The 17,845-nt window shown below is 58.2% G+C and carries 19 protein-coding genes; 8 read left to right on the top strand and 11 right to left on the bottom strand.

Annotated features, from left to right (window positions below; genetic code table 11):
* Positions 1–71: 71 nt before the first annotated feature.
* From uvrC to QEZ52_RS04795, 6 genes are all read right to left on the bottom strand, one after another.
* Complete coding sequence (gene uvrC / locus QEZ52_RS04820) at positions 72–1,946, bottom strand: excinuclease ABC subunit UvrC (protein WP_406648336.1); 1,875 nt, start codon at positions 1,944–1,946, stop codon at positions 72–74.
* 449 nt (positions 1,947–2,395) lie between these two features.
* Entirely contained in the window at positions 2,396–3,349 is a 954-nt protein-coding gene (locus QEZ52_RS04815; protein WP_406650312.1) for a calcium/sodium antiporter, read from the bottom strand.
* A gap of 171 nt (positions 3,350–3,520) precedes the next feature.
* On the bottom strand, positions 3,521–4,318 hold the full coding sequence (locus QEZ52_RS04810; RefSeq protein WP_406648335.1) for a S49 family peptidase: 798 nt from the start codon (positions 4,316–4,318) through the stop codon (positions 3,521–3,523).
* A 143-nt stretch (positions 4,319–4,461) separates the two neighbouring features.
* Entirely contained in the window at positions 4,462–5,223 is a 762-nt protein-coding gene (locus QEZ52_RS04805; RefSeq protein ID WP_406648333.1) for an ABC transporter permease, read from the bottom strand.
* A complete protein-coding gene (locus QEZ52_RS04800) occupies positions 5,220–6,170 on the bottom strand; it encodes an ABC transporter ATP-binding protein (protein ID WP_406648332.1) in 951 nt (316 codons plus the stop codon). The genes QEZ52_RS04805 and QEZ52_RS04800 overlap by 4 nt, the downstream gene beginning before the upstream one ends.
* A gap of 103 nt (positions 6,171–6,273) precedes the next feature.
* Entirely contained in the window at positions 6,274–6,798 is a 525-nt protein-coding gene (locus QEZ52_RS04795) for a CoxG family protein (RefSeq protein WP_406648331.1), read from the bottom strand.
* 148 nt (positions 6,799–6,946) lie between these two features.
* Between QEZ52_RS04795 and QEZ52_RS04790 the strand changes: the two genes are divergently transcribed.
* Positions 6,947–7,927, top strand: a complete 981-nt coding sequence (locus QEZ52_RS04790; RefSeq protein ID WP_406648330.1) for a DMT family transporter — start codon at positions 6,947–6,949, stop codon at positions 7,925–7,927.
* A 2-nt stretch (positions 7,928–7,929) separates the two neighbouring features.
* On the opposite strand, the gene QEZ52_RS04785 is transcribed toward QEZ52_RS04790, so the two are convergent.
* Both QEZ52_RS04785 and QEZ52_RS04780 read right to left on the bottom strand, forming a co-directional pair.
* Entirely contained in the window at positions 7,930–8,790 is an 861-nt protein-coding gene (locus tag QEZ52_RS04785; RefSeq protein WP_406648329.1) for a crotonase/enoyl-CoA hydratase family protein, read from the bottom strand.
* 87 nt (positions 8,791–8,877) lie between these two features.
* Positions 8,878–9,567 (bottom strand): TetR/AcrR family transcriptional regulator, encoded by a 690-nt coding sequence (locus tag QEZ52_RS04780; RefSeq protein WP_406648328.1) that lies wholly within the window; start codon positions 9,565–9,567, stop codon positions 8,878–8,880.
* An 83-nt stretch (positions 9,568–9,650) separates the two neighbouring features.
* On the opposite strand from QEZ52_RS04780, the gene QEZ52_RS04775 reads away from it, so the two are divergent.
* The 5 genes from QEZ52_RS04775 to QEZ52_RS04755 are packed head-to-tail and all read left to right on the top strand — an operon-like array spanning position 9,651 to position 13,663.
* Positions 9,651–10,835: a lipid-transfer protein gene (locus tag QEZ52_RS04775; RefSeq protein WP_406648327.1), complete on the top strand. Its 1,185-nt coding sequence runs from the start codon at positions 9,651–9,653 to the stop codon at positions 10,833–10,835.
* Positions 10,836–10,838: 3 nt separating this feature from the next.
* Complete coding sequence (locus QEZ52_RS04770; protein ID WP_406648326.1) at positions 10,839–11,285, top strand: MaoC family dehydratase N-terminal domain-containing protein; 447 nt, start codon at positions 10,839–10,841, stop codon at positions 11,283–11,285.
* Positions 11,282–11,683: a MaoC family dehydratase gene (locus QEZ52_RS04765; protein ID WP_406648325.1), complete on the top strand. Its 402-nt coding sequence runs from the start codon at positions 11,282–11,284 to the stop codon at positions 11,681–11,683. The genes QEZ52_RS04770 and QEZ52_RS04765 overlap by 4 nt, the downstream gene beginning before the upstream one ends.
* Before the next feature lie 18 nt (positions 11,684–11,701).
* Positions 11,702–12,526: an SDR family NAD(P)-dependent oxidoreductase gene (locus tag QEZ52_RS04760; protein ID WP_406648324.1), complete on the top strand. Its 825-nt coding sequence runs from the start codon at positions 11,702–11,704 to the stop codon at positions 12,524–12,526.
* Positions 12,527–12,568: 42 nt separating this feature from the next.
* On the top strand, positions 12,569–13,663 hold the full coding sequence (locus tag QEZ52_RS04755; protein WP_406648323.1) for a CaiB/BaiF CoA transferase family protein: 1,095 nt from the start codon (positions 12,569–12,571) through the stop codon (positions 13,661–13,663).
* A gap of 9 nt (positions 13,664–13,672) precedes the next feature.
* Here QEZ52_RS04755 and QEZ52_RS04750 read toward each other — a convergent pair whose 3' ends face one another.
* From QEZ52_RS04750 to hemE, 3 genes are all read right to left on the bottom strand, one after another.
* The gene (locus tag QEZ52_RS04750) at positions 13,673–13,840 is read right to left on the bottom strand and encodes a hypothetical protein (RefSeq protein WP_406648322.1); all 168 of its coding nucleotides are present in this window, start codon (positions 13,838–13,840) and stop codon (positions 13,673–13,675) included.
* 69 nt (positions 13,841–13,909) lie between these two features.
* Positions 13,910–14,458: an N-acetyltransferase family protein gene (locus tag QEZ52_RS04745; RefSeq protein ID WP_406648321.1), complete on the bottom strand. Its 549-nt coding sequence runs from the start codon at positions 14,456–14,458 to the stop codon at positions 13,910–13,912.
* The gene (gene hemE / locus QEZ52_RS04740) at positions 14,436–15,470 is read right to left on the bottom strand and encodes a uroporphyrinogen decarboxylase (RefSeq protein WP_406650309.1); all 1,035 of its coding nucleotides are present in this window, start codon (positions 15,468–15,470) and stop codon (positions 14,436–14,438) included. Before hemE ends, QEZ52_RS04745 begins: the two co-directional genes overlap by 23 nt.
* A gap of 295 nt (positions 15,471–15,765) precedes the next feature.
* On the opposite strand from hemE, the gene hemC reads away from it, so the two are divergent.
* Both hemC and QEZ52_RS04730 read left to right on the top strand, forming a co-directional pair.
* Positions 15,766–16,725, top strand: a complete 960-nt coding sequence (gene hemC, locus QEZ52_RS04735; RefSeq protein ID WP_406648320.1) for a hydroxymethylbilane synthase — start codon at positions 15,766–15,768, stop codon at positions 16,723–16,725.
* 80 nt (positions 16,726–16,805) lie between these two features.
* On the top strand, positions 16,806–17,747 hold the full coding sequence (locus tag QEZ52_RS04730; RefSeq protein WP_406648319.1) for a fatty acid desaturase family protein: 942 nt from the start codon (positions 16,806–16,808) through the stop codon (positions 17,745–17,747).
* The last annotated feature ends 98 nt before the right edge of the window (positions 17,748–17,845 follow it).

The raw sequence follows: 17,845 nt of genomic DNA, 5'->3' as shown, positions 1-17,845 counted from the left end.
GCAGATGCCTCCGGCGGGGATATTTTAAAGCGGAAGAAACAAAAACCAAGCCAACCCGGCAGTTGGTGCGCCTAACCGCGGTCGTGAAAAAAGTCATATATCTTTTCCGCAAGAGCCGCAGAAATCCCATCGACGGCCTTGAGGTCGGCCAGATTGGCACGGCTGACCGCCTTGGCGCTGCCGAAGTGGGCCAACAACGCGCGTTTCCGAGAGGCACCGACCCCTGCTATTTCATCGAGCGGCGTGGCCCCGATCGTTTTGGCGCGTTTCGCGCGGTGCGTCCCGATGGCAAAGCGGTGCGCCTCGTCCCGTAGGCGCTGGACAAAGTAGAGTACGGGGTCGTTGCGCTGCAAGGCGAATGGACGTTTGCCAATCCGATGAAATTCTTCCTTGCCGTGATCTCGGTCGATCCCCTTGGCCACGCCGACCATAGGGATGTCTTCGACACCATGTTCGGCCATGATCTCGGCCACGGCGCTGACCTGACCGGCACCGCCATCAATGAGCAGAAGGTCGGGCCAATGTCCCTTGTCGCGATCAGGGTCTTCCTTGAGCAGGCGCGAAAAACGCCGGGTCAGGACCTCTTTCATCATGCCAAAGTCATCCCCCGGGGTCAGGTCATCACCACGGATATTGAATTTGCGGTACGCGTTTTTCATGAGCCCTTCGGGTCCAGCCACGATCATTCCCCCTACGGCATTTGTACCCTGGATATGTGAGTTGTCATAAACTTCGATCCGTTGGGGGGGCCCTTCGAGGTCAAAAGCATCCGCCATCCCACGGAGCAACTTGGCCTGGGTTGCGCTTTCGGACATGCGCCGAGCAAGAGATTCGCGTGCATTGCGTAATGCCCCGGACACCAATTCTGCCTTTTCGCCCCGCTGCGGCACCAGGATTTCAACCTTGCGACCGGATTTTTCGCTGAGCGCCCGCTCCATCAGGTCTGTGTTTTCGATTCCATCAGACAGGATCAACTGCCGGGGCGGCTCCTTGTTATCATAGAACTGACCCAGAAAGGCTTCCATCGCCTCGGCGGGGCTGATGTCGGCACCGACCCGGGGATAGAAATCCTGGTTACCCCAGTTCTGATTTGCCCGGATAAAGAACACCTGAACACAGGCTTGCCCGCTTTCCATATGCAAGGCGACAATGTCGGCTTCGGCGACGCCGCGCGGGTTGATGCCCTGGTTTGTCTGTACCTGGGTCAACGCACGGATCCGGTCGCGAATGGCGGCCGCGCGTTCGAATTCCATCGCGTCAGAGGCCTGTTGCATCTGCGCTGCCAGATCCTCCTGGATCCGTGTCGACCGCCCCGACAGGAACTGTTCGGCATCGCGCACGCTGTTGGCGTAATCCTCTTCTGAGATTTTCCCCACGCAAGGGGCCGAACAGCGTTTGATCTGGTGCAACAGGCATGCCCGTGTCCGACCGGAAAACATGGCGTCCGAACAATTGCGCAGCAGAAACGCCTTTTGCAGCTGGTTCAGGGTCCGGTTGACCGCTCCGGCACTGGCAAAGGGGCCGAAATAAGTGCCCTTCTGCTTGCGGGCACCGCGGTGTTTCTTGATCTGAGGGAATTCATGATCCTTGGCCACCAGAATATTGGGAAAGCTTTTGTCGTCACGCAGCAGCACGTTGTACTTGGGCTTGAGCTGCTTGATCAGGTTCTGCTCGAGCAGCAACGCTTCGGTTTCGGTGCGGGTGGTCAGGAACATCATCGACGCAGTGGCCGCGATCATGCGTTCGATACGGCCTGAGTGACCCGGTCGGGCATAGTTGGACACACGCGCCCGCAGGTTTCGCGCCTTTCCGACATATAAAACCCGGCTTTCCGAATCGAGCATTCGGTACACGCCGGGCGAGCTGTCCAGCGTCTTGAGATAGTCCTGAACGACACCGTAACCGGTGTGGGGCGTAGAGGCGGAAGGATCAACCGAGTCAGTCATGTCACAGAGATATGATTCTCCGCCGGGCGCTGCAATCTCAAGCCGCCTGAATCAATAGAAAACAAATCCACCGATCCTGTGGATAACTGTGGAGATATCTTTTGGTGAGATGCGCGTAACCCTTGAAAAACAGGGGCTTCCTGCAATTGCACAAAAATTAGGCAGTTATGCAACTTATTGAAATAATGAGGTAATTTATTTATTAGTAAGCAAGATTTTGAAAACAAAGACAATTTTGTAACGCATTGTTAAGGTTTTATGACGACGTGCAAAACTTACATCGCAGACCTTGGTTCAACCACATCGCGATCCCGTGAAAGCTCTGCTACTTCCCCGATCCCAAAGGGCGCAAAATGGCCCTTTGATGACGTTGGGGCAGCTCGGGAAAATCTTCAAAGCAGCCAAACCACGCCGCTTCAACAGCGTTGATCGTCTGGGGCCCGCTTCTGTTAGTGCAGAATGCTCATCACATAAACCACGTACAGGGAGGTTAGCGCCACACCCCACACCTTGGTGATATCCTTCTTGAGGAAGACAAACGGAATCAGCATCAGCGACGCCCCCAACATCACCCACAGATCAAACTCCAGGAACGCATCGTCCACCGGAATGTCACCAAAGAAGGTTGCAACACCGATGATGGCCAACAGATTGAACATGTTTGAGCCAATGACATTGCCCAGCGCGACATCAGCCTGACGACGGAGGGCCGCCATGACGGTTGTCGCCAACTCCGGCAAGGACGTCCCGACCGCAATCAATGTCAGCCCAATGACCGTTTCGCTGATCCCATAGGTCCGGGCGATCACTGTGGCGTTGTCCACCAGCAAATCCGCCCCCAGGGGCAGACCAATCAACCCCAGCACGAGATAGACGCCAATCCGCCAATAGGGCATGTTCGGGTCGGCTTCCTCGATCTCTTCTAGATCGTCGTCACAGGCACATCCGGCGCGGCGATGGGCGCGGGCCTCGCAAAAGGTATCGCCCAGAACCAACGCCAGGCCGGCCAGCAAGATCAGGCCCGACCAGATAGTGAAAACGCCACACATCGCCAAACCGATGAACAGGAACGACGCCAGCAGCATAAAGACATAGGTCTTGCGCGTGTTGCATTCGCTGGTGTGCAAGGTCGACAAAATCGCCGGTATCCCGAGTACGAGCAAAATATTGGCAGTGTTGGAGCCAACGACGTTGCCCAATGCGATTCCGGGCGCATTGTCCCTGAGCGCGCTGATGGCGATCAGCAATTCAGGGGCCGAAGTCCCGAATGCGACGATGGTCAAGCTGACGATCAAGGCCGGGACACCGACCCGTAGGCTCAGATTGACTGCGCCACGCACCAAAGCGTCGCCCGCCAGCAACAGGATCACGAGGCCCAGCCCCGACAACACCCATGGCATCATCAACCGCGCCCTCCTTTTGAGCAGGCACAGGGGCCTTTACCGATCCTGAATCGCTTGCATTTCGGACAGCGCGCAGATTGTAGCCGTTTCAGGCCCGGAACCTTCAGCTTACCGAACATGGCCAGAACCGCCATCACCACCAGAAAGAGGGTTACGATCTTGAATATCACGTCACAGGCCAAAGCGGGCGAACTCGGCCCGTTCCTCTATCCCGGCCAACGCGTCCTGCGTGACCTGGGCACCGAAACGCGACAGAATTGACCGGCGCAGCCCGTAGCGGCGCAATTGCACCTTGTCGCCGAACCGTTCTTTCAGCTTTGGTGTCAGATGCCCGATACCGTCAATCAAACCCAACTCGGCCGCGCGACCAGCCAGCCAGATATCGCCCGTAAACAGGTCCGTGTCCGACGTCAGGTTGCTGCCGCGCCGGTCTTTGACATGGGCGATGAAATTTTCGTGGATATCGCCCAGCAACCCCTTGAGCCGTTCGACGTCTCTGGGGTTTTCGGGGCGGAACGGGTCCAGCATGGATTTGGATTTACCTGCGGTATAGACCCGTCGTTCGATGCCCTGGCGTGCCAGAAACACATGCGCACCAAAGCTAGCTGAAATCACACCAATTGATCCGATGATCGAACTGTCATCCGCCCAGATCTCGTCTGCGGACGCCGCCAGCCAATAGCCTCCAGACGCTGCTACGTCTTCGACAAAGGCGATGACGGGTGTCTCAGTTTCCTTGGACAGGCGTCGAATTCGGGCCCCGATCAGCGCGCTTTGCACAGGTGATCCGCCGGGTGAATTAATCTCGAGCGCCACCGCAGCGGGTTTGCCTTTGCGAAAGGCGCGTTCCAGAACAGGCGCGAGCGCCTGATCATTCAATGCTCCACGACCACCCATTCCGATTGCGCCTTGTAGGCGGACAACCGAAACCAGCGGCGGGTTTTTAAGGAAGGGCAACCGAAGCTTCATGAAGGCGATGTAGAATGCCGGGTGCCCCGAAACAAGGCACCCCCCCTTCACGAAACGCTACGGCAGGCAAAAATCACACATGGGCGGGTAATTTTGCAACGCCTTGGCCTGCATTGGGTTGGCCGAAGCCCCCCCATTTCCGGTCAGGACCGAATGCGCCATCCGGTCTTAAAGATAAGCCCAATCACGACCAAACACAGGGCGGTAAAGCCACCAATGGCCAACAGGCTCAGCCCCACGGGCACGTCAGCGGTCCCAAAGAACGACCAGCGAAAGCCGGAAATCAAATAGACGACCGGATTGAACAGCGTGATCTTTTGCCAAATCGGCGGCAACATCGTGATCGAATAAAAGGATCCACCCAAAAAGACCAATGGGGTCACCACCAATAGAGGAACCAGTTGCAATTGTTCGAAATTGCGCGCCCAGATGCCGATGATGAACCCCAAAAGCGCAAAACTGAGACAGGTCAACAGCAGGAACAACACCATAGCGAATGGATGAGCGATCGTCAGATCCACGAACAGGGAAGCTGTGATCAGAATGACGACCCCGATGAACAACGCCTTGGTCGCGGCCGCCCCGACATATCCCAACACGATTTCCAGGAAATTGATCGGAGCTGACAAAAGCTCATAGATGGTGCCGATGAATTTCGGAAAGTAGATCCCGAATGACGCGTTGGATATCGCCTGTGTCATCACTGACAACATGATCAACCCCGGCACGATAAAGGCCCCATAGGGAACACCTTCGACCTGATCAATCCGGCTGCCGATGGCGGCACCGAAGACCACAAAATATAGCGATGTTGACAACACAGGGGACAGAAAGCTTTGCAACAGGGTGCGAAAGAAACGGGCCATTTCAAACCGGTAAATGGCAGCGATAGCAGTCCAGTTCATGCCGCGTCCTCCGATGGGGTGTTGGCGTTCTGATCGGACACGAGGCCGACAAAAATATCTTCGAGGCTGCTTTGCCGCGTGACCACATCCGCCAGCACCAGCCCGGCCTGAGAAACATCGTTCAAAAGCCCGGTAATACCGGTGCGTTCGGCGCGGGTGTCATAGGTATAGATCAACGCCCCTTCGGGGCTGAGACCCAGGTTGAGATGAGCCAGCTCAGCAGGAATCGCTGCAACAGGTTCAGTCAGCTGTACTTCGAGTTCCTTTTGCCCCATCCGCGCCATCAGCTGATCCTTTTCCTCTACCAGCAACAGCTCTCCGTTGCGGATCACACCGACGCGGTCGGAAATTGCTTCGGCTTCTTCGATGTAGTGCGTGGTCAGGATGATGGTCACGCCGCTGGATTTGAGCTCGCCCACAATGTCCCACATGTCCTTGCGCAGTTCGACATCGACGCCCGCAGTGGGTTCATCCAGAAACAGCACCTGCGGTTCGTGTGACAATGCCTTGGCGATCAGGACCCGGCGCTTCATCCCGCCGGACAGTTCCATTATCCGGGATTTGCGTTTGTCCCAGAGAGACAGTTTTTTCAGAATATCCTCGAGCAATGCGTCATTGCGAGGCTTGCCAAACAATCCACGCGAAAACCGTACGGTGTTCCAGACTGTCTCGAACGGTTCCAGGTTGATTTCCTGTGGCACCAATCCGATCAGCCCCCGCGCCGCCCGAAAGTCCGTCAAAATATCATGCCCATCGACAGTTACAGATCCCGACGTTGGCGTGGTGATCCCGCAGATGGTTGAAATCAGGGTTGTCTTTCCCGCGCCATTGGGGCCAAGCAGCGCAAGAATTTCGCCCTGTTCGATATTCAGCGTCACGCCCTTGAGCGCTTCGAAACCGCCTTCGTAAGACTTGCGTAAATCGCGAATGGACAAAATAGTCGACATGAAACCTCGCTGAAGTGAACTGATCAGTTCGGCTCAACTTAACGAGGTAATCCGTGATCTGCCAGCAAAGCTAATGCGCAACCTGCTGTGCAATTGCGCAGGGTCAGCCGCGGCCGGTGACTTTCTTGAACCACCCCTTTTTCTCATCGCCCTCGCCGCCCGCATCGGGTTCGGATGTATCTTCTTGGACCGGGGCCAGATGGGTTTGAAGATTGACAAAGAACTGGTCGGCCATCTTTTTTGCGAATCCGTCAATCAATCGGCTGCCCAATTGCGCCAACTTGCCTCCAACCTTGGCGTCCACCTCATAGGACAACATGGTCCCCGTCTCCGTCGCCGCCAGAGAGACTTGGGCCCCGCCTTTGGCAAACCCGGCAGCCCCGCCTTTACCTTCGCCAGTGATCGTCAGTTTTTCGTTTTCAACCAGATCCGACATCGTAACCTGGCCTTTGAACGTCGCCTTAACCGGGCCGACCTTTTGGGTCACAGTCGCACTATAGCCTGCGTCCGGGTCCCCGGCGACTTCGCTGGCACCGGGCACACAGGCCTTGAGCACATCGGGATTCAGAAGCGCCGCATAAACGGTGGCTGGATCTGCGGCGATCTCTTTTTGGTCGGTCATATGCATGAGAACGCTCCCTGTGTTTGGTTTTTCAAACATCTAACCGACCCGGACAGGGGCTGCCAATAGTGTAAAGGTCGCCCCCCTGTTCCAAGAAACTCATGGACAGGTCTGCACAGTACAGATAGCCATCTGGGGAAAGGAAACCAAACCGATGTCCCAGATGCCTCACAATCGCGCCGGTTTGGGAATTGCCTTTATCCTGATCGCGATGACGGCCATTTCCATCAACGACATGCTGATCAAGCAATTGTCGGGCGGTTACCCTCTGCATCAGATCGTGTTTCTGCGTTCTAGTATCGGATTGTCGATCACCTTGTTGATCGTGCAATACGAAGGCGGTGTTTCGATCCTGAAGACCCGTAACCCGGGGCTGCATCTGATCCGCTGCCTGATGGTGGTCGTTTCCAACATGAGCTTTTTCGTGGCGCTGTCGATCTTGCCGCTAGCGGATGCCACGGCGTTGTTCTTTGTGGCCCCGCTGTTCATCACGTTGCTGTCGATCCCGATTTTGGGTGAAAAAACTGGCCCAATGCGCATGGGGGCTGTTGTCGTTGGATTTATCGGCGTGTTGATCATGCAGCGGTTCTGGGAAGGAAGTGACACCTTGGGGGCGGATCGGTTGGTCTTGTTGCTGCCCGTCATAGCGGCGCTGACCTATGCCTTTAATCAGGTGTTCACCCGCAAACTCGGTGCCGTGACCAAGGCTTCGGCCCTGGCGGCCTATATCCAGGGCATGTTCATTATCGTGTCGCTGGGGTTCTATGTCGTGGCGGGCGACGGACGGTTTGCCGAAGACACCAGCAATCCCAGCCTGCAGTTCCTGTTGCGCGCCTGGACATGGCCACAGGACGGCGACTGGATCTGGTTTATCGCATTGGGGCTAAATTCCGGCGTTGTCGGCTATGCGCTCAGCCAGGCCTATCGGATGGCCGACGCTGCCACGGTTGCGCCGTTCGAATACATCGGACTACCGCTGTCGGTGATGTGGGGCTGGTTTATCTGGGCTGAACTACCGGTCTGGGAGGTCTGGGTTGGCATGGTGTTGATTGCCGGGGCCGGTCTGTTCGTATTCCTGCGTGAACAGCAAAAGGCGCGGGCCATTGCCCGCACCGAAATCAAGGGACGCTATTGACCCTAACGGTTGGGTTTGGGGATTTCCTGATTGGCGGTCCAATCATACGTTCCCTGATCCCGTTCCTGCACCGCCTGTTTCCAACCGACGTCTTCGGATCGGGTTTTAAAGTTGATCCCTTCGGGCGAATGCCGGGTAATGCCGTCAAAAATGGTGGCCAACCGTTGCGTCTGCATCATGCCGGTCTGCTCGATTGCCTGATTGATCACCATTTTCTGCATCGCCAACTGGTTGATCGGCACAGATGCCATACGCGCCGCCAGCGCTTCGACCCTGTCGTCCAGCGCATCGGCATGGACCGCTTCGACCACCAACCCCATGTCCGCGGCTTCGCGTCCTGTGATCTTGTCACCGGTAAACAGCATCCGTTTCGCCCGCTCTGCCCCCAGACGATACACCCACATCGCCGTGGTCGGGCAGCCCCAGACCCGGGCGGGCATATACCCAATCAACGCATCATCCGCCATGATGGTGAGATCAGCGCACAGCGCAATATCCGACCCACCCGCCACAGCGAACCCATGCACCTTGCAGATCACCGGCTTCATCGCGCGCCACAGCGACATAAAGTGCTGGGTGTTTTGCCACATGAAGCTGTAGTCCTTGATCGGATCCCAGGGCATTGGCTGGGTCACTTCGCCCGCCCCATTGCCCTCGGCGTAATAAGTCAGATCATATCCGGCGCAAAAGGCGTCTCCCGCGCCGGACAGGATCATGACATGGACATCCGGGTCGGCATCGGCACGGGCAACAGCGGCGGCAATTTCCACCGGCATTTCATCGTTGATGGCATTGCGCACGTCAGGACGGTTCAGGGTGATACGGGCGATACGGCCGTCTTTTTCATAGTGGATTGTGGACATGACTTCCTCCCGGATTGTGGGAGAAGCGTCGCATGGGTTTTGCACCGCGCACAGTGTCAACGCAGCGTCACACCCTCCTCGCGGTGCCTAATGCCCCTGCGCGCAGTCGGCGCCGGGAACCAGACCCGAAGTGATCATCATCACATAGGCCTCAGCGATCTGATCAGGAGCGGAGGGGGCGTCAGACCGGTTCCAATAGGGGATCCAATTCAGCGCGCCAAAGATGGCCGATGCCATCAGACGCGGATCACATTCGCGGATCTCCCCTGTCTCCATCCCCTCGCGGATCATATCACGCAAAAGATGGTCCAGACGCGCCCGCCCCGCGCGCAATTCACGGCGACGGTCAGAGGACAGGCTGACCTCGCGCACCAGCGGCGCACAGGCACCCAGATCGGTACAGACCCAGGCGCAATATCGCGAGATCAACAGACGAATCCGATCCAGCACCGGAAGGCGTTTGTCATAACAACGCTCCAAGGTCTCCCCCAGGAATTCCAGCCCCAGCTGCTGACAGCCAAACAGGATCTCTTCCTTGCTTTGCACATAGTAATAAATCGTGCGTTTGGTGATGCTCAGCGCCTTGGCAATGTCTTCAAGCGAGGTCTGTTCGTACCCCTGATCATTGAACAGCCGGGCCCCCGCCATCAGCACAGCCCGGCGTTTGGCGTCGCGTTTCTCCGCACGGGAGGCACCAGGATCTGCCCAAGTCTTATTACCCAAACTGCCCTCCTCGATGCCCGCAAAACCGATGTGACGCGCCGTAATTACACTCATGAGTTACACATTTCTTGACGCGACACCAGCCCCAATCAAAAGTAACCGATAAGTGTAATTCATTGACCGCAGGAGAGTCCCCCATGTCCGAGACTGTCATCATCGCCGGAGTCGGCATGACCAAATTCGCCAAGCCGGGTGCCAACGAACCCTATCCCGTCATGGGTGCAAATGCGATCCGTGACGCGCTGAACGATGCAGGGATCGGCTATGACGCCGTGCAACAGGCCTATGCTGGCTATGTCTATGGCGACAGCACCTGCGGGCAGCGCGTCATCTATGACGTGGGCATGACCGGAATCCCTGTGATCAACGTCAACAACAACTGTTCCACTGGGTCCACCGCGCTGTATCTGGCCCGCCAGGCGGTCGAGGCCGGTATCGTCGACGTCGCTCTGGCTCTGGGGTTTGAGGAAATGCGCCCCGGTGCGCTGGGATCGAATTTCACCGATCGCAAGGATCCGTTCGAGCTGTTTGACACGGAAACCGATGCATTGGTCGGGCACGCGGAAGTCCCCTTGGCGCTGCGCTATTTCGGCGGCGCGGGCATGGCCCACATGGAAAAATACGGCTCCACCCTCACCGATCTGGCGCGGATCCGGGCCAAGGCATCCCGCCACGCAGTGAACAACCCTCTGGCGCTGTTCCGCAAGGAAGTCTCGCCACAGGACGTGTTGGACGCCCCGGTGATGTGGGACGGGGTCATGACGCGGCTGATGGCCTGCCCGCCCACCTGCGGCGCTGCAGCCGCCATCGTAGTGAGCGAGCGTTACGCCAAGAAACACGGGTTGGACACCACCGTGCGTGTGATCGGCCAGTCGATGACCACCGACACCCCCAGCACATTCGACAGCCACGACATGATGCGGGTGGTGGGTTATGACATGACCGCAGCGGCGGCGGCACAGGTTTATGAACAGACCGGAATCGGCGCGGCAGATATGGATGTTGTCGAGCTGCACGATTGTTTCGCTCATAACGAAATGATCACCTACGAAGGCTTGGGTCTGTGCCCCGAAGGCGGCGCGCCCAAATTTATTGCCGAGGGAGACAATTCCTATGGCGGGCAGGTGGTGACCAATCCATCGGGCGGGCTGCTGTCCAAAGGACATCCTCTGGGAGCCACCGGGCTGGCACAATGTTACGAACTGACCCGTCAATTGCGCGGCACGGCTGGAACGACCCAGGTCGAAGGCGCACGGACCGCGTTGCAGCACAACCTGGGCCTGGGCGGGGCCTGTGTGGTCACTATGTATCAGGCGCAATGACCCATGATTGACCGGACTTTCATTGGGCAGAGCTTTGCCCCCCTCTCGGTCGAGGTCGAAAAGGGCCGTCTGCGTGCCTTTGCCCGCGCCACGGGACAGACCGATCCGATTTATACAGACGTTCAGGCGGCAAAATCTGCGGGCTATCGTTCGCTGCCTGCGCCCCCGACATTCCTGTTCTCGCTGGATCTCGAACGCGAAGACCCATTCTATTTCATCAACCTGATGAAGATCGATCTGGGTCGCGTCCTGCATGGGGAACAACATTTCACCTATGGCGAACCGATCTGTGCAGGCGACACGATCACTCTGACCTCAACGGTTCAGGACATCTTTGACAAAAAGGGCGGTGCCATGGAATTCGTGATCCTGAACACCACGGCCACCAACCAGTTTGACGAAGACGTGGGCGGCATGACCCGGACCATTGTGGTGAGGCATCCAACATGAGGTATGATGTCGTCAATGTCGGGGACGCCCTGCCCCCGATCGTAACCAAACCGATTTCGCGCACCACGTTGGCGTTGTTCGCCGGGGCGTCCGGCGATCACAACCCGATCCACATAGACATTGATTTCGCGAGAAAGGCGGGAATGCCGGATGTGTTTGCGCATGGGATGTTGAGCATGGCCTTTCTGGGCCGCCTGTTGACCGGGTGGGTGCCACCATCTGCGATCCGGGAATTTTCGACCCGCTTTGTGGCGATTACCCAGGTTCACGCAATCATCACCTGCACTGGCCAGATCGCGGAAAAGCTGGATGGCAACCGGGTGCGGCTGGAGATCCAGGCCGCGGATCAAAACGGTGATGTAAAACTGGCCGGTGGCGCGATTATCGTCCTGCCCTGATGTTCAAAGGAAAATGACATGACAAAACTTGCAGGCAAAACCGCCTATGTCACCGGCGCGGGTCGCGGCATTGGCCGTGCGATTGCGCTGAAACTGGCCGCTGACGGGGCCAATGTGGTGCTGAACGACCTGGACGTCGAGCCAGCGCAATCGGTCGCCGCCGAGATCGAAGCCATGGGCGCCAGGGCACTTGCCATTCCCGGATCAGTCACGGCCGAAGGCTTTGCCGACGGGTTCATCGGCGCGGGCCTCGACAAATTCGGCGGCGTCGACATTATCGTCAACAATGCTGGCTACACGTGGGACAGCTTTATCGGCAAGATGAGCGATCAGCAATTTGACGCCATGATCGATGTGCATCTCAAGGCGCCATTTCAGATCATGCGCGCCGCCGCGCCGTTTGTCAGCGCCCAGGCCGCGCAGGAGGCCGCAGAGGGGCGCGAAGTGTTCCGCAAGGTGGTCAATATCTCGTCTATCGCAGGCACAGGAGGAAATGCGGGTCAGGCCAATTATTCATCGGCCAAGGCCGGCGTGGTCGGGTTGACCAAAACCATGGCCAAGGAATGGGGCCGGTTCAAAGTCAACGTAAACGCGGTGGCATTCGGCATGATCGCAACCCGCCTGACCGAAGCCACGGATGAAAAGAAATCCATCAAGGTCGAAGGCAACACCGTGGGCGTCGGCATTCCCAAAAAGCTGGTCGCTGGGATGGAGGCAATGATCCCCGTGGGTCGCGCCGGAACCGTGGATGAAGCCGCCGGTGGCGTCTATCTGTTCTGTATCCCCGAGAGCAATTATGTCTCGGGTCAGACCCTGATCGTGGGTGGCGGGCTTACCATCTGATCCCCACCGGTTAGAGTGCGCCAAAACCCATAAGGAGACACCATGCTGAACGGGATTCGCATTATCGAGGTCGAAGGCCTGGGCCCGGGCCCCTTTGCCGCCATGCTGTTGGCCGATCTAGGCGCGGATGTGATCACCGTTCACCGCAAGGGCGGTGCCGTGACCCCCGGCATGCCAGAAAAATCACTGCTGGATCGCGGAAAACGTTCTATTGCGCTGGATCTCAAAGACCCCAGCGACATCGAAACGTTCAAGGCGCTGGTGGCCACGGCGGATGGTCTGATCGAAGGGTTTCGCCCCGGCGTGATGGAGAAACTGGGCATCGGGCCCGATGTCTGTCAGGCGATCAACCCAAAGCTGGTTTTTGGACGTATGACCGGCTGGGGACAGGACAGCGCATTGTCCCACACGGCTGGGCATGACCTGAACTATATCTCTTTGTCAGGGGCGCTCTGGTACGGTTCGGCCCCCGGTGATGTGCCGCAAACGCCTGCCACTTTGGTCGGCGACATTGGCGGTGGGTCTATGTATCTGGCCGTGGGGCTGCTGGCAGGTATTTTGAACGCCCGCACGACGGGCAAGGGCACCGTGGTCGATGCGGCCATCTATGACGGATCCGCCCATATGATGAACCTGCTGTTGTCGATCCGGCAAGGCGGGAACTTTGGTGTCACCCGCGGTCAAAGCCTGTTGGACGGCCCACATTGGAGCCGCACCTATCGGTGCGGGGACGGTGGCTTTGTCACGGTGCAATGTCTGGAACCCAAATTTTATGCACAGTTTCTGGAATTGATGGACCTGTCTGATGACCTGGACTTCCAACGCCAGTTCGACAAATCCCTGTGGCCGACGCTGACCGACCGGCTGACCGGCCTGTTTGCCAGCCATCCGCGCGATCACTGGGCCGCTCTGTTTGACGCAACCGATGCCTGTGTCGCCCCTGTCCTGAACCCCGAAGAGGCGATGGCCCACAAGATGAACACCCGAGGCACCTGGGTCGAAGCAGATGGTATCCTGCACGCCGCCCCGGCCCCACGATTTGGCAATCAATCCGCCTGGACCCCACCACAAAGCCCGGAGCGTGGCGAGCATTCAGATGAAATCATGCGAGAGCTGAAACAAAGTTCGACCACCTGAAACAACGGTTCAGGCGTCGTCCTTGTCCTTTTGCGTGGCAGCTTTCATGCGCTCCAAAAGTTCTGCTTTGGTCGGAGCCTTGCCAAACGGGTTCTTACGGGTCCCCTTGGCATTGTGCTCGGCGTGACGCGGTTTGTTCTTGCCCATTCTTGGTCCACTCGTCTTGGTGTAATCCATTGCATGATCCCTTTCGTATCCTGCCAAAGCGTGGCACATGACGCAGTTGCGGTCCAATGGCAAGCGACTCTAGCGGATACCATAGCTCATGACACAGTTCAGATAGCCCTGATCGTTGATCCGAAAATGGGTCTGCCCGGTTTCGACGAACCCGTGACGTCGATAGAATGCGATGGCCCGGTCGTTTTCCGCATTCACCATCAGCCAGGGTTGGCCAACACCCCGTTCGTCGCAAATTGTCAATGCGCGGTGCAACAGGCCCGCGCCGATCCCGACGCCATGATGGCGCGGCTGGACATAAAGCGTGGTGACTTCAGTGTCTGATCCAACCCCGTCTGGGTGCGCCCGCCCGGAGGTAAGGCGCACATAGCCGTCGATCCCGTCGATATTTTGTGAGACAACAAAATGCTCGTTAGGATCGGCCAACAGGGTTTCGAATTTGGTCGGGGTCAGGTCCGACAGCACGAAATCCGCAAAGAACCCGTTCACGCCGCGTCGCAGATATGTGCCAACCCAGACCTCGATGGACAAGGCGGCAAGGCTGGAAGCGTCCGACAGGGTTGCCGGACGCAAATTCATTCCCGGGCGGGCGGCGTCAGCCACCGCGTACCGTGTCAATCATCAGCTGCACGTTTTCCGGGTCCGCATCCGGCGTGATGCCGTGGCCCAGGTTAAAGATATGCGGCCCATTGGAGAACGCCTGAACAATCGCTCGGGTTTCATCGACCAGCGCCTGACCACCTGTCACCATATGGGAGGACGCCAGATTGCCCTGCACGCAACCATCCACTTGTACGTTTTCAGCAGCCCAAACCGGGTCCACCGAATTGTCCAACGCGACACAATCCACACCGGTCGCCTTGGCGAAACCGACGTATTTTTCACCTGCTTCGCGTGGGAATCCAATGATCGGGACGCCGGGATGCCGTTCTTTCAGCGCTTGTGTAATGACACGAGCAGGTTCCAGCGCGTATTTTTCAAAGGCGTCGCCCTTGAGCGACCCGGCCCAGCTGTCAAAGATCTTGACACATTCGGCACCCGCGTCGATCTGCATCGACAGATAGTCGATGGTTGCGACTGTAATCCGGTCCAACAGAGCTTCGAACAGCGCCACATTGCCTTCGCGCAGCGCGTGCGCCGGCCCCTGATCAGGGGTGCCGCGACCCGCGATCATATAAGTCGCCACAGTCCAAGGTGCCCCGGCAAAGCCGATCAACGCTGTCTCGCTGGGCAGTTCGCGCGACAGGATGCGCACGGTTTCATAGATCGGGTTCAGCGTTTCGTGAATCGCATCCGCCGGTTTCAGCTTGGCAAAATCTGCTTCGGACGTGATGGTGGACAGCCGCGGCCCTTCGCCGGTGACAAACCACAGATCCGCGCCCAGCGCCTGGGGGATCAACAGAATATCGGCAAACAGGATCGCCGCGTCAAACCCATAGCGTCGGATCGGTTGCAACGTGACTTCGGCGGCCAGCTCGGAGTTATAACACAGCGACAGGAAATCTCCGGCCTGTGCACGGGTCGCGCGATATTCGGGCAGATAGCGCCCGGCCTGCCGCATCATCCAGATCGGGGGCACTTCCTGTGTTTCACCCGCCAGTGCGCGCAACAGCTTCTTTTGTCCGGCCACGGTCATCCTCGGTCATCCTCGCTATGTATCGCCTCTGAGGTCACGCCTGCGGGGCAAAATGTCAAGAGCAGGGGCGATGTGCCGCGCTCTGGCTCTCTCCGCCTTGTCCTATGTCAAGGCTTCGGGCTTTGAGCTGTGGGAACAGGCAAAAACCGGTTTCCACCGGGGCGCAAACTGAATTACTGCGTTTCTGGAAATCCTTGTTAAACCATGTATCGCTTTTCGCGTTCGACCGAAGGGAGAGGCCGCGATTAAGGGATACCGGTTTTTACCGAAACGCGATAAGGCTCGAACCATGACACAGACCCTGCCCTCCCCCGCTTCGCCCCTGAAAATCGGCACCCGTGGATCGCCGCTGGCGCTGGCTCAGGCTTATGAGACCCGCCGTCGGCTGAGCGCGGCCTTTGACTTGCCCGAAGAGGCCTTCGAAATCGTGGTGATCAAGACCACCGGCGATGACCGGGCGCTGATCGCTGCCGACAAGCCGCTCAAGGAGTTGGGCGGAAAGGGGCTGTTCACCAAGGAAATCGAAGAGGACCTGCTGTCTGGCACTATCGACATCGCGGTGCATTCGATGAAGGACATGCCGGTGCTGCAACCAGACGGGCTGCTGCTGGAGACCTATCTGCCGCGCGAAGACACCCGGGATGCGTTTGTTTCGCCGTCCGTGTCGTCTCTGCAGGGTCTGGCCCAGGGCGCTGTGGTTGGCACCTCATCGCTGCGCCGCCGGGCCCAGCTGTTGAACCGCCGCCCGGATCTGAATGTGGTGGAATTCCGCGGCAACGTGCAAACCCGACTGAAAAAGCTGAACGATGGCGTGGCTGAATGCACCTTTTTGGCCATGGCCGGGCTGAAACGTCTAAACATGGACGATGTGCCCGCCACGGCCATTTCCACCGATGATATGCTGCCTGCTGTCGCCCAGGGAGCCATCGGCATCGAACGGCGCGCCAACGACAGTCGCGTCGCCGACATGCTGGCCGCCATTCACGATGGTGAAACCGGTCAACGGCTGGCGGCCGAACGCGCGTTTCTGGCCGCGCTGGACGGATCATGCGAGACCCCGATTGCCGGGTTGGCCGAACTGGACGGAGGCACCCTGCGCCTGCGCGGCGAAGTGCTGCGTCCAGACGGATCGGAATCGCTGGCAGAAGATCGGACCTGCGCCATCGAAGACGGGGCCGAACTGGGCCGTGAGATGGCGCAATCTCTGCTGTCCAAGGCCGGCCCCGGCTTTTTTGACTGGCGGTCGTAACGTCGCAGACGTTCGTGACGCCGCGCCCGATTTGACGCAATTTGCGCCCTCCCCGATGATAGAGCCCGGGAGGACATGAAATGACACCGGGCAAAAGTTATCTGACGAGCGAAGAGATCCGCCCCCTGGCGGAACGGTCGAACCTGATGGGGGGCTGGCTGGTGCTTCATTGCTGGGGCACCATTGCATTGGCCGTGGTGCTGTTCGGGATCTGGCCCAACCCCGTGACATTTGTCCTGGCGGTCATGATCATCGGATCACGCCAATTGGGTCTGGCGATTCTGATGCATGAGGCCGCCCATAACGCGCTGTTCAAATCCCGCCGGTGGAACGACATCGCCGGCGAATGGCTGTGCGGCCGCCCGATCCTTGCGGAACTGGCAGCGTATCGCCATTACCACCTGACCCACCATCGGTTCACACAGACTGACAAGGACCCGGATCTGGTTCTGAGTTCGAAATTCCCCACCTCCCGCGCCTCGCTGCGCCGCAAATTCACCCGCGACCTGACAGGGCAAACCGGGGTGAAACAGCTGTTGGGTCAGGTGATGATGTCGTTGCGGTTCGCCGGGGATCAGGACGCCATTCAGGCCGCCGCGTCGGATTTCGCCCAAAGCTTCAAGGCACCCCACCTGTGGCAATCACTCCCGATATTCGTCGGGGTCATGGTTGGCATGGGGATCATCGGGGATTGGTGGTGGGGTCTGGCATTCTGGCTGCTGCCCTATCTGACCTGGTTTCAATTCGTTCTGCGGGTGCGTAACATCGCCGAACATGGCGCAACCGAACAATCCGAAAACCCTTTGCAAAACGTGCGCACGACACTCGCCAACCCCATCGCCCGACTGTTCGTCGCCCCTTATTGGGTCAACTATCACCTGGAACACCACATGGTCATGCACGTGCCCTGCTGGAAGCTGAAGCCTATGCACAGGCTGCTGATGTCCAAGGGATTGGGCGCGCAGATGCGTGTCGCGCCCGGATATGGTCACGCCCTGGCCGAAGCCGGATGGCAGCGCTGACAGATGCGCACCGTGCGCTGTGCGATTCCTGTCATGCCGCTGAAATTGACGAACACCAGACGCTGACCGCATACTAAAGGGGTTTCTTTCAAGCAGCC

The organism is Aliisedimentitalea scapharcae (assembly GCF_045277565.1).
Lineage (GTDB): Bacteria > Pseudomonadota > Alphaproteobacteria > Rhodobacterales > Rhodobacteraceae > Aliisedimentitalea > Aliisedimentitalea scapharcae.
This window is presented reverse-complemented; position numbering and strand designations above follow the sequence as displayed.